General features: G+C 69.6%; 13 protein-coding genes. 9 read left to right on the forward strand and 4 right to left on the reverse strand.

The window, feature by feature from the left end; all coding sequences use genetic code 11:
* Positions 1–91 precede the first annotated feature (91 nt).
* Entirely contained in the window at positions 92–955 is an 864-nt protein-coding gene (locus B9Y70_RS06110; RefSeq protein ID WP_085549399.1) for an HhH-GPD family protein, read from the reverse strand.
* Positions 956–980: 25 nt separating this feature from the next.
* On the opposite strand from B9Y70_RS06110, the gene B9Y70_RS06115 reads away from it, so the two are divergent.
* Positions 981–1,604, forward strand: a complete 624-nt coding sequence (locus tag B9Y70_RS06115; RefSeq protein WP_085549364.1) for a carbonic anhydrase — start codon at positions 981–983, stop codon at positions 1,602–1,604.
* A gap of 72 nt (positions 1,605–1,676) precedes the next feature.
* A complete protein-coding gene (locus B9Y70_RS06120; RefSeq protein WP_085549365.1) occupies positions 1,677–2,363 on the forward strand; it encodes a hypothetical protein in 687 nt (228 codons plus the stop codon).
* A 6-nt stretch (positions 2,364–2,369) separates the two neighbouring features.
* Here B9Y70_RS06120 and disA read toward each other — a convergent pair whose 3' ends face one another.
* The 3 genes from disA to B9Y70_RS06135 form a co-directional block, all read right to left on the reverse strand.
* Positions 2,370–3,434 (reverse strand): DNA integrity scanning diadenylate cyclase DisA, encoded by a 1,065-nt coding sequence (gene disA / locus B9Y70_RS06125; RefSeq protein ID WP_085549366.1) that lies wholly within the window; start codon positions 3,432–3,434, stop codon positions 2,370–2,372.
* 11 nt (positions 3,435–3,445) lie between these two features.
* On the reverse strand, positions 3,446–4,834 hold the full coding sequence (gene radA, locus B9Y70_RS06130; protein WP_085549367.1) for a DNA repair protein RadA: 1,389 nt from the start codon (positions 4,832–4,834) through the stop codon (positions 3,446–3,448).
* A 74-nt stretch (positions 4,835–4,908) separates the two neighbouring features.
* Positions 4,909–5,490 (reverse strand): hypothetical protein, encoded by a 582-nt coding sequence (locus B9Y70_RS06135; protein WP_085549368.1) that lies wholly within the window; start codon positions 5,488–5,490, stop codon positions 4,909–4,911.
* Between the two features lie 225 nt (positions 5,491–5,715).
* Here B9Y70_RS06135 and B9Y70_RS06140 point away from each other — a divergent pair, with 225 nt between their 5' ends.
* The 7 genes from B9Y70_RS06140 to B9Y70_RS06170 form a co-directional block, all read left to right on the forward strand.
* Complete coding sequence (locus tag B9Y70_RS06140; RefSeq protein ID WP_085549369.1) at positions 5,716–6,294, forward strand: CarD family transcriptional regulator; 579 nt, start codon at positions 5,716–5,718, stop codon at positions 6,292–6,294.
* A 25-nt stretch (positions 6,295–6,319) separates the two neighbouring features.
* The gene (gene ispD, locus B9Y70_RS06145) at positions 6,320–7,051 is read left to right on the forward strand and encodes a 2-C-methyl-D-erythritol 4-phosphate cytidylyltransferase (protein ID WP_085549370.1); all 732 of its coding nucleotides are present in this window, start codon (positions 6,320–6,322) and stop codon (positions 7,049–7,051) included.
* Complete coding sequence (gene ispF, locus B9Y70_RS06150) at positions 7,044–7,526, forward strand: 2-C-methyl-D-erythritol 2,4-cyclodiphosphate synthase (protein WP_085549371.1); 483 nt, start codon at positions 7,044–7,046, stop codon at positions 7,524–7,526. Before ispD ends, ispF begins: the two co-directional genes overlap by 8 nt.
* Positions 7,527–7,995: 469 nt before the next feature.
* Positions 7,996–8,769, forward strand: a complete 774-nt coding sequence (gene nagB / locus B9Y70_RS06155) for a glucosamine-6-phosphate deaminase (protein ID WP_085549372.1) — start codon at positions 7,996–7,998, stop codon at positions 8,767–8,769.
* A gap of 21 nt (positions 8,770–8,790) precedes the next feature.
* The gene (gene cysS / locus B9Y70_RS06160) at positions 8,791–10,185 is read left to right on the forward strand and encodes a cysteine--tRNA ligase (RefSeq protein WP_085549373.1); all 1,395 of its coding nucleotides are present in this window, start codon (positions 8,791–8,793) and stop codon (positions 10,183–10,185) included.
* A 4-nt stretch (positions 10,186–10,189) separates the two neighbouring features.
* A complete protein-coding gene (gene rlmB, locus B9Y70_RS06165) occupies positions 10,190–11,134 on the forward strand; it encodes a 23S rRNA (guanosine(2251)-2'-O)-methyltransferase RlmB (RefSeq protein ID WP_085549374.1) in 945 nt (314 codons plus the stop codon).
* A gap of 90 nt (positions 11,135–11,224) precedes the next feature.
* A partial coding sequence (locus tag B9Y70_RS06170; RefSeq protein ID WP_085549375.1) for a hypothetical protein occupies positions 11,225–12,037 on the forward strand: 813 nt, incomplete at its 3' end.

Genomic DNA, 12,037 nt, shown 5'->3' on the forward strand with positions numbered 1-12,037 from the left:
ACCACGAGGGTATTCGAGTCAGGGCATTTATCGAGTAGTCGAACCCCGGCACCCGGTTAATGCCCCCACTCGAATACCCCGTGAGCGGCAGCTACCGCGGCAGGTGGAAATAACCCCGTTCGTCCTGCTCGGCCAGACCGTCCTCCAGCAGGGAGAACAGGGCGCGGGAACGTTGGACATCGTCGGGCCACACGACGTCGATCGCTGCCTGCGGCACCGCGACGTCGGATCCCCGCAGCACGTCCATGATGAGCCCACGCACCTGGCGGTCGGTGCCGGTGAACTTCTGCACCTTCTTCTTCGCCAGTTCCTCCGCGCTGGGTGGCGGGGAGCCGGCGGCTACCCAGGCGCAGTCGTCGAGAAGCGGGCACCCCCCGCACGCCGGTGACGTCGCGGTGCAGACCAGGGCCCCCAGCTCCATGAGCGCGGCCGAGAACCGTGGGCCCCGCTCCGGGGGCAGCAGCGCGGCCACCGCGACCAGCTCCGCCTTCGACGCCGTCCCGGCCAGGTAGCGTCCCTCCACCGCGCGGCGCACCACGCGCCGGACGTTCGTGTCCACGACCGGCACGTTGCGCCCGTACGCGAAGCACGCCACGGCGCGGGCGGTGTAGTCGCCGATACCCGGCAGGGCCAGGAGCTCATCGACGTCGCTGGGTACCTGGCCGCCGTGAAGCGCGACGATCTGCTGCGCGCACTCCAGCAGCCGCAGCGCGCGGCGCGGGTAGCCCAGTTTTCCCCAGGCGCGCAGCACCGTGGCGGGGGAGGCCTGTGCGAAGGCCTCCGGGTCGGGCCAGCGTCGCATCCACTCCCGCCACACCGGTTCAACGCGGGCGACGGGCGTCTGCTGGCTCATCACCTCGCTGAGGAGAATGCCCCACGCGGAGGTACCCGGCTCGCGCCACGCCAACGGGCGTTCGTGGAGGTCGAACCAGGGGAGCAGACGTGAAGCGAACATGGTGAGCAAGTATAGAATTGCCGTCATGCCCATGAAAGATGTCGCCAAGAACCCGCAGGCCGTGTGGGAGGCCCTGCAGGCCGGCAACAAGCGTTTCGTCCATCAGCAGCAGGAACGTCCCAACCAGGACATCCTCCGCCGCACGGAACTGCGCGCCGGACAAAATCCCCGCGCGGTCGTCCTCTCCTGCTCCGACTCCCGCGTCCCCGTCGAGCTGATCTTCGACGTCGGTCTCGGCGACCTCTTCGTGGTCCGCACCGCCGGGGAGATCCTCGACCCCGCGGTCCTGGCGTCCATCGAATACGCCATCAAGAGCCTCGGTGTGGAACTCGTCGTCGTCATGGGCCACGAATCCTGCGGCGCCGTCGCCGCCACCGCCGAAGCCCTCGACGGCGGCAAGATCCCCAACGGACTGGAGCGCATCCTCATCGAGAAGGTCGCCCCGTCGATCCTCGAGGCCCGCGCCCGCGGCCGCAACGACCGCCCCGGGTACGAGCGCCAGCACGTCATCGAGATCGTCATCCAGATCAAGCACCGCCTCTCCGCCCTGCAGGAGCGCATCGCCGACGGCCGCGTCGGCATCGTCGGCCTGCGCTACCTGCTGTCCGACGGCTCCACCGAGCAGGTCATCGCCGACGGTGTCGAATAGGCGCCGAGTAGCAGACACGCGGGGGCGGCAGGTTCCCACCTGCACTAACCGTGCGCAATTAAAGTGAGGGACGTGACCAACCGCAGCCCCCGCCGACTCCCCGAAGAGATCTACGTCCGCCGTCGCGTCGCCGCGGCCGTGGTCATCCTCATCCTCGTCGGACTGCTGGTGTGGGGCCTCGTGGCCTTCGCTGGCCGAGGCGGCGACGACACCGAAACCACCACCGCCGCGCAGACCACCACGGCGGAGACGTCGGCGGTGACGTCGGCGGTGACGTCGGCAAGCAGGACGACGGAGACTTCAGCCGCGGAGACCTCCGAGCCGGAGGAGACCGAGACCGAGTCCGCTGAGCCGGAGGAGCCGAAGAACTCCTGCGAGCTCTCTGATCTGCGGATCGTCGCCAGCTCGGACCGTCCCTCCTACGGTGACGGCGACCAGCCGACCTTCTACATGACCGTCGAGAATCCCACCGCCGCGGACTGCGAGCTCAACCTCGACGACGAGGAACTGCGCTTCGAGGTGTACAACCTGGAGAACAACGAGCGCGTGTGGGCCGACACGGACTGCTACCCGTCGGTGCTCACCGGCGAGGAGACCTTCGAGGCCGGCGACGAGCGCCGCTTCCAGGCCGTGTGGTCGCGCCTCGGCTCCCAGCCGGGCCAGTGCAACAACCGCCAGGATGTCGGCACCGGCGCGTTCTTCCTGCACGCGGTGATCGGCGACAAGGCCTCCGACGCGCACACCTTCAACCTGGGGTAGGCCCCGTCAGGTAAGCCGCCGCAGCCCCTCGTGGACGTGGCGGGCCCACAGGTTGCCCACGTTCTCCACACCGGCGAGATCCTCCTCCGTGGCGTCGAGCAGCGTCTTGACGTCGCCGAAGGCTGCGATGATCTTGTGCTTGAGGAACATCTGCACCCGCGGCACCCGGCTGAGCACCCGGTAGCCGCGCGGCACGATCCACTGCGTGAGGGACTCCTCCGTCGCGGGCAGCCCGAGGATGCGGGCGACGTTGGCGGGCTTGAGCAGGTCGGCGTCGGCGAGCTGGTCGAGGGCCTGGGTGGCGGCGCGGACGTCGTCGTCCGAGGGCGGGCCCTCGGCGATGAGGTAGTCGCGGATGAGCAGGTCGATCTCCCGGTCGTTGTCGCCGCGCAGCTCGGTGAGCTGGAGGTTGAGCTGCCGGCCGTCGGTGCCCAGCTCGAGGACGTTCTGGTCGAGTTCGATGCCGACCCGCTTGACCAGCAGTTCCCGCTGCATGACGGCGACGACGTCCTGCACGGTGGCGTAATTGTTGATCTCGGAGACGAACAGGCGTTGGTTGGCGTGGTCGAGGCGGGTGCGGTAGCGCTCGAGGGTGCCCAGCGCCTGGTTGGCGCGCTGCAGGATGGCGGCGGGGCTGTCAAGCACGTACCGGCTGCCCTCGACGTAGAGGGTGATGACGTTCATAGACTGGCTCACCGCGATGACGGGTCGCCCGGTCTGCTGGGCGGTGCGTTCCGCGGAGCGGTGGCGGGTCCCGCTTTCCGACGTCGGGTAGCTCGGCGACGGCACCACCTGCACGTTCGCGCGGCGGATGCGGGTGGCGTCGGTGGAGAGGATGACCGCGCCGTCCATCTTGCACAGTTCGCGCAGGCGGGTGGGGGCGAAGGGGACGTCGAACTCGATGCCGCCGTCGCACAGGTCGGTGACCTCGGGGCCGTCCCCGATGACGAGGAGGGCGCCGGTGCGGCCGCGGACGATGCGGTCGAGGCCGTCGCGGAGTTCCGTGCCCGGGGCGAGGTGTTCGAGGGTTTCCCGCAGGGTGGCGGGGACCGGGGTGGTGGCGGGGCTCATGAGGGGCGATTCTACCCCTGGGACACCAGTGCTATCGCCTCGCGCAGCGTGGAGGCCTCCGCCACCCGCATCCCGGGCACGGTGAGCTTCTCCCCGGCGGGCACCACCGCGTACTCGTAGCCGAGGCGGGCGGCCTCCGCGAGGCGGCGCCCCAGGTTGGGTACGCGCCGCAGTTCGCCGGCCAGGCCGACCTCGCCGATGACGACGGTCTTCGGCGGCAGGGGGCGCTCGTGCAGGGAGGACCACGTGGCCAGCGCGACGGCGAGGTCGGTGGCGGTCTCGGTGATGCGGACGCCGCCGACGGTGGCCACGTACGCGTCCTTCTCGTTGCTGCGTTCCCCCGCGCGGGCCTGTAGCACCGCCAGCACCATGGGCACGCGGTTGGTGTCCAGGCCGGTGACCACGCGGCGGGGGTTCTTGGCCACGGGATCGACGGTGAGGGACTGCACCTCGGCGAGCAGCGGGCGCACGCCGTCCATGGCGACGGTCACCGCCGACCCGTCGGGCGTGCGCCCCCGGTGGGAGAGGAACAGTCCGGAGGGGTCGGGGACCTCGCGGATGCCCTCGGCGGTCTGCTCGAAGCAGCCCACCTCGTCGGTCGCGCCGAAACGGTTCTTGATGCCGCGCAGCATGCGCAGCGAGGACTGCCGGTCGCCCTCGAAGTTGAGCACCACGTCGACCAGGTGCTCGAGCACCCGCGGGCCGGCGACGTTGCCGTCCTTGGTCACGTGCCCGACGAGCAGAATGGGGATGCCGGACGTCTTCGCCAGGGTGGTCAGCGCGGCGGTGACGGCGCGCGACTGGGCGACGCCGCCGGCCACGCCCTCCACGCCGGGGGCGTGCATGGTCTGCACCGAGTCGATGATGAGCAGCGATGGCTTGACCTGATCCACATGCCCGAACACGACGTCCAGGTTCGACTCCGCCGCCAGGTACAGCGTCTCCTTGAGTGCCCCGGTGCGCTCGGCGCGCACGCGCACCTGCCCGGCGGACTCCTCCGCCGTGACATACAGCGCCTTCCGCCCGCTCAGCGACGCCCACCTGCTCGCCACCTCCAGCAGGAGAGTGGACTTGCCGACGCCCGGCTCACCCGCCATGAGCACCACCGACCCGGGCACCACGCCGGACCCCAGCACCCGGTCCAGCTCCGCGATCCCGGAGGGCACCGACGTGGCCACCGAGCCGCTGATCTGCGTGATGGGGGTGGCCGGGGCGTTCGGGGTCAGGCCCGTGGGCACCGACCCGGAGACCGCCGCCACTGCCGCGCCACCCGCCTTCGGGGCGAGGGCCGACTCGACGAGCGTGCCCCAGGAGCCGCAGTCCGGGCAGCGCCCCAGCCACTTCGGGGAGGAGTAGCCGCACTCGGAGCAGGTGTGGACGGAACGGGGTTTACGGGCCATGCCGACAACCTTAACCACCGGAACGGCGAACGCCCGGCTCTCGGGTGAGAACCGGGCGTCGACAAGCGGGGGGACTACAGGTTGGTGTAGTCGGACTCCGAGCCGGGCTCGCGGGAGAAGGAGCCGGCCGGCAGCTGCGGGCCGGAGATGGTGGCGTAGACCTCGATCTCACCGGAGTCGAAGGTGAAGGTGACCGGGACGTTGCCGCCGATGGCGAAGTCGTCGTTGGACAGGGTGGTCTCGGTGTACTCGATGCAACCGATACCGTCAGCCTGCGGGGTGGTCTCCAGGCGGTCGGCGGAGTCGCCGACGAGGACACAGTCACGGGCCAGCGAGGTGGAGTCGAACTGAACGTCGTTGCCGTTGACGTCGATGGACTCGAGGGTGTGCTCGGTCATCGAGGTGTCCTGGTTGATGGCGGTGAACTTGAGAGCCGCCTCGCCTGCGTCGTCGACGATGATGGTGACGTCGCGGACCGCGACGGTGCCGTCCTCGGAGTTGCCCTCCGCGCCGTTGACTGCCGCCACCTGCGTGGAGGTCTGGGTAATCTGGCCTGCAGAGCAGGAGGCCAGTGCCAGCGCAGACAGAGCGGCGGCGGAGATGATGCCGCCGCGACGGGCGGCCGACTTCAGGGACTTCACTTCGGTGTCCTCCATCAGTTCATGGTTCACAAGGATGTTTCGGAAGCTTACCTTAGTCTCTTTGACCCCTGAGCACACAGTTCCCGGGGATCCGGTTTCGCCACAGGGGGGAAGCGGGGGCGATCGGGGGTAGACCTTAGATGGAGATCACCGGCCGACGGCCCGCTCGGGCCGCGTGCTAAAATGCTGGGTCTAGTGTGCGTCTAGTGTGCTGCCAACCGCGCGCAACAAGGAGTGGGAATGGATTTCAAGGTCGGGGACGTCGTCGTCTACCCGCACCACGGTGCCGCCAAGATCGCCGACATCGAGCATCGCGTGATGGGAGGGGAGGAGCTGGAGTACCTGGTCCTGCAGATCAACCAGTCCGACCTCGTCGTCCGCGTCCCGTCCAAGAACGCCGAGCTCGTCGGCGTCCGCGACGTGGTGGGCGAGGAGGGCCTGCAGAAGGTCTTCGGCGTCCTGCGCGAGACGGATGTGGAGGAGGCCGGCAACTGGTCCCGCCGCTACAAGGCCAACCAGGAGCGTCTCGCCTCCGGTGACGTGAACAAGGTCGCCGAGGTCGTCCGTGACCTGTGGCGCCGCGACCAGGACCGCGGCCTGTCCGCCGGCGAGAAGCGCATGCTGGCCAAGGCCCGCCAGATCCTCGTCGGCGAGCTGGCCCTGGCCGACACGGTCGACGAGGCCAAGGCCGACGAGTTCATGGTCAAGGTCGAGGCCCACGTGGAGGTCGACGCGGAGGACACCCGTGACCTCGAGGACGGCGACATCGACGTCGACCTCGACGACCTCACCTTCGACGACGAGGACGACGACCTCTAGACCCGGGCCCCACCGAGGAGGAACAGTGCGCGTCGTCGCCCTCATCGCCGCCGCCGGGCAGGGGACCCGGCTGGGGGCCGCCGTCCCGAAGGCGTTCGTCCGCCTCCGCGGGCGCACCCTCGTGGAGCGTTCCGTCGCTGCGATGCTCACATCCGCGGTCGTCGACGAGGTGGTGGTGCTCGTCAGCCCGGACATGGAGTCCTACGCCCGGGAGGTGCTCTCCCGGGCCGGGCTTCTCAACGCCGCCGTCCCCGTCCGCCTCGCCCACGGCGGCGGCGAACGCGCCGACAGTGTGTGGGCCGGTCTGCGGACCATCACTGACGACGAGGCGGTCGTGCTCATCCACGACGCCGCCCGTGCGCTCACCCCGCCCGGCATGATCGCCCGCGTGGCGCGCCGCGTGCTCGAGGGCGCGCCGGCCGTCATCCCCGTCATTCCGGTCGCCGACACGATCAAGCAGGTCGCCGGGGACGTGGTGGAGGGGACCCCGGACCGGTCGACGCTGCGCGCCGTGCAGACCCCGCAGGGTTTCCTGCTCAGCGGCCTGCGCGCCGCGAACGAGGCCTACTTCGGGGCGGAGGACCCCGGTTTCGTGGCCACCGACGACGCCTCCCTCATGGAGTGGCACGGTGTACCCGTCGTCACCGTGCAGGGTGATCCCATGGCGTTCAAGGTGACCACGCCCATCGACATGACCCTGGCCCGCACCATCACGGACGAGGCCGAACCGACCATCTTCGAGGTGCCCCATGACTGACCCGATCGTGCCCCGCGTGGGTATCTCCACCGACGCCCACCAGATCGAGGCGGGCAAGCCCTGCTGGATCGCGGGCCTCCTCTTCGACGGCGTCGACGGGTGCGAGGGGCACTCCGACGGCGACGTCGTCTCCCATGCACTTGTCGACGCCCTCCTCTCCGCCGCCCAGCTCGGCGACCTGGGCACACTCGTCGGGGTGGGGCGCAGGGAGTACGACGGTGTCTCCGGCGCGCAGCTGCTGCGCGAGGCGAGGGAGGCGGTCGAGGCGGCGGGCTTCGTCATCGGCAACGCCGCCGCGCAGCTCATCGGGCAGACTCCTAAGATGGGGCCGCGTCGCGGGGAGGCGGAGCAGGTGCTCTCGGACATTCTCGGGGCCCCGGTGTCCATCGCGGCCACCACCACCGATCACATGGGCTTCACCGGACGCGGGGAGGGGCGGGCCGCGGTCGCGACCGCCGTCGTCTGGAAGGTGTGAGGCACCCCACAACCAACCCCGAATTGAGGGGTTTCCGCGCCGTTGATGTCCGCAACCCCCTAAGCCCCTCGGTACAGGTGGGACAGTAGACGCATACTCAGGCAGTCCCGGCTCTGCGGGTGTTCAGCAACAGTGCCGTGCGCTCAACAGATGCCCGGTGGGGCCCAGGGGAGGGCCAGACGTACGAGGGGGCGGGGTGGGCCACCACCCTCATCGCCCCTTCATCTCCGCCACCGAAAGGTCCATGCTCCGCCTCTGCCTGCCGCGGTCAACACCGTCGGCTCCCAGGGGCCGCCGCCGACCGTACCTCCACCACCCCCATCAGGGTGTTCGACGTAGGTGACCACATCGGGGACATCGCGCCCTGCCACCGGGGCCGTCGCCCTCGATTCCCAGGGCGCCGTCCACGACATCATCCACCGAGGAATTACCATTGAACGCAGCTGATCCGTCCACGCAAGGAGCCGACATGGACATTCTCATCCGTTCCGACGCGGAAGGCGTCGCTGCTGCAGCGGCGGACATCCTCGCCGACTACGCCCGCCGCGGCGCCACCCTGGGCCTGGCCACCGGGTCCACCCCGCTGGGCACCTACCAGGAACTCATCCGCCTGTACGAGGCCGGGGAGGTGAGCTTCGCCGACTCCACCGCCTTCCTCCTCGACGAGTACGTCGGCCTCACCCCCGAGCACGAGCAGAGCTACCATCACACCATCCGCCACGAGTTCACCGCCCACGTCGACTTCGACGACTCCCGCGTCCACAGCCCCGACGGCACCGCCGCCGACCCGTGGGTCGCTGCGCAGGAGTATGAGCAGGCCATCATCGACCACGGTGGCATCGACGTCCAGCTGCTGGGCATCGGCACCAACGGCCACATCGCCTTCAACGAACCCGGCGCCGCCCTCAACGGCCCCACCCACGTCGACACGCTGCAGCCGCAGACCATCGCCGACAACTCCCGCTTCTTCGACCGCCCGGAGGACGTGCCCATCCACGTGCTCACCCAGGGCCTGGGCACCATCCAGCGCGCCGGGCACCTGCTGCTTCTGGCCACCGGCGAAGGCAAGGCCGACGCCATCGCCGCGCTCGCCGAGGGGCCGCTGACCACCATGTGCCCCGCCTCCGTCCTGCAGTCGCACCCGCGGGCGACGGTCATCGTCGACGAGGCCGCCGCCTCGAAGCTCCACCACCGTGACTACCACCGCTTCGTCGAGGAGAACAAGCTGCCGCGGAAGAACTAGGGGCGTCTAGGATGGTGAGTTGTGACTCTCCGTATCTTTGACACCGCCACCCGGTCGCAGCGCGAGTTCGTCCCGGTCCGCCCGGGGCACGCCTCGATCTACCTGTGTGGTGCGACGCCGCAGTCCCAGCCGCACATCGGCCATGTCCGTTCCGGCGTGGCCTTCGACATCCTGCGCCGCTGGTTGCTGGCCTCCGGTCTCGACGTCGCCTTCGTGCGCAACGTGACGGACATAGACGACAAGATCCTCACCAAAGCCGCCGAGCACGACCGGCCCTGGTGGGAGTGGGTGTCCACGCACGAACGCGCCTTCACCTGGGCGTACGACCAGCTCAATGTCCTGCCCCCGTCGGTGGAGCCGCGCGCCACCGGGCACGTCACCCAGATGGTCACCTACATGCAGCGCCTCATCGAACGCGGCTTCGCCTATGAGGCCGCCGGGTCCGTCTACTTCGACGTCGCCGCGTGGGTCGCCGCCGAGGGCTCCGACTACGGTTCCCTGTCCGGCAACCGCGTCGAGGAGATGGAGCAGGGCGAGACCGACAACGCCGGCAAGCGCTCCCCGCAGGACTTCGCCCTGTGGAAGGCCGCCAAGCCCGGCGAACCGTCCTGGCCCACCCCGTGGGGCGAGGGGCGTCCCGGCTGGCACCTCGAGTGCTCCGCCATGGCCACCTGGTACCTGGGGGACACCTTCGACATCCACGGTGGGGGTCTCGACCTCCAGTTCCCCCACCACGAGAACGAGATCGCCCAGGCCCACGCCGCCGGCGACGGCTTCGCCAACTACTGGATGCACAACCACTGGGTCACCATGTCCGGCGAGAAGATGTCGAAGTCGCTGGGCAACGTCCTGTCCGTGCCCAACATGCTCGAGATGGTGCGCCCCGTCGAGCTGCGCTACTACCTGGGGTCCGCCCACTACCGCAGCGTGTTGGAGTACTCCGAGGCCGCGCTGCAGGAGGCGGCCGCCGGTTACCGGCGCATCGAGGATTTCCTCGACCGCGTCGGCCCCGTCCCGGTGGGGGAGTGGACCGCGGATTTCGCTGCGGCCATGGACGACGACATCGCCGTCCCGCGCGCCCTCGCGGAGATCCACAACGCCGTCCGCGCCGGCAACACCGCCCTCGCCTCCGGCTCGCGTGACGACGCCGCCCGCATCGCCGCCTCCGTCCGCGCCATGACCGCCGTCCTCGGCGTCGATCCGCAGGATGAGACGTGGGCGGAGGGGGCGTCGACAAGCGACGGTGCCATGGCCGCCCTCGACGTGCTCGTCGACGCTGAACTCCAACGCCGCACCACCGCCCGGGCCTCCCAGGACTGGGCCACCGCCGACGCCGTCCGCGACCGCCTCATCGCCGCCGGCATCGACGTCACCGACACCCCCGACGGCCCCCAGTGGTCGCTGAAGAAGGACTGATTCCATGGCTAAGCAGGGACGACCCGGCGCCCGACGCACCAACAAGAAAGGCGCCGTCAAGGGCTCCGGCGGGCAGGTCCGCCGCGGCCTGCGCGGCAAGGGCCCCACCCCCAAGGCGGAGGACCGCGAGTACCACGCCGCCCACAAGCGTAAGAAGGCCGCCGAGCGCCGCGCCTCCGGACGTCACGTCCAGGAGAACCCGTACGAGCTCGTCGTCGGCCGCAACCCCGTCGTCGAGTGCCTCCACGCGAAGGTGCCCGGCTCGCTGCTGTACGTCGCCGAGGGCACGGGTGCCGACGACCGCCTCAGCGAGGCCGTCCAGATGGCCACCACCCGCGGCATCCCCATCCAGGAGGTCCCGCGCTTCGAGCTGGACAAGATGACCGGCAACGGCCTCCACCAGGGCATCGGCCTGCAGATCCCGCCGTACAAGTACACCGACGTGCACACCCTCATCGGTGACGTCGCCGCCACCGGGGATCCGGGGATGTTCGTCATCCTCGACAACATCACCGACCCACGTAACCTCGGCGCCGTCATCCGCTCCGTCGCCGCCTTCGGGGGCCATGGCGTGGTCATCCCGGAGCGTCGTTCCGCGGGCGTCACCGGCGTCACCTGGCGCACCTCCGCCGGCACCGCCGCCCGCCTGCCCGTGGCGCGGGAAGTCAACCTCACCCGCACCATCAAGGAGTTTCAGCGCAACGGCTACCAGGTCGTCGGACTCGACGCCGGGGGTGAGCACACCCTCGACACCTACGACGGCGGCGTTGAACCGGTGGTCATCGTCGTCGGCTCCGAGGGCAAGGGCATCTCGCGTCTCGTGCGGGAGAACTGCGACGTCATCATGTCGGTCCCCATGACCGACTGGGTGGAGTCCCTCAACGCCTCCGTCGCCGCCGGCGTCGTCCTATCAGAATTCGCCCGCCAGCGTCGGGCCGCTCGCAGCTGATCGGCCGTTTCTGTGGATAGGTGGGGGTTGTCCACAGGTCGGGTTGGTTGCTTGTCGACGCCCGCGTGATTCCGGTTTATCGTCCGGGGCATGGACATCGATGAGGCGTTGCAGGCCCTGCGGGGCATGCGGGTGCTGGAGGAGCTTTCCTCCGGTCGCCTGTCGACGTCGCGCATCGAAACACTCGGGTTCAAGGATGCCGGGGCGTGGGACCGGTTGGCGGGGGTGTACTTCGGCCCCACCCGGCACAAGCGACTGCAGGCCGCCGCAAGGGTGGCAGCCGACGGGCTGTCCCTGGATGCGTTGGGTGTGGTGGAAAAGCACACCCGCAAACTGCTCAAGGGTGCCGCAGTCACCGAGTGGGAACTACGTGTCGAGTTGTGTGGCCTGCGGGGCACGGTGGGGGAGATCGACCGGGCGGCTGCCGCCCGGGTGCGCGACTACAACCGCACGGTCGATGATGTCGAGCAGCAGGCCTACGGGCGACGTTCCATCAAGGGTGGGAAGAACACCGACTCACAAGGCTTGCGCACGATCACCATCACCGGCCCGGAACGCCATATCACCGGCTTCCTGGGCCGGCTGCGCCCCACCGCGGGCAGGTTGCGGCGGGAGAATCCGAAGCTCGGTTACGAGCAGGCGCTGTATGACGCGTTGATGCAGGCCGGGCCGGTGGGTGGGGGCCCGGTCGCCCCGGTGCCGCAGGTGGTCGTACATCTGCCGGACTGGGTGCAGATCCTGCGCGGGGAGGGCTCCGACACCGTGCTGGGATTGACGGATGGGACAACGATGACGGGTGCGCAGATGCTGGAGCAGGTCACCGCGGACTACTACTACGTGGGGTTGTATCACCCGGTGGAGGGGCCGGTGGATCTCTACCGGTCGCAGCGCACCGCGAGCCTG

Origin of the sequence: Corynebacterium pollutisoli (genome assembly GCF_900177745.1) — a bacterium.
GTDB lineage: Bacteria > Actinomycetota > Actinomycetes > Mycobacteriales > Mycobacteriaceae > Corynebacterium > Corynebacterium pollutisoli.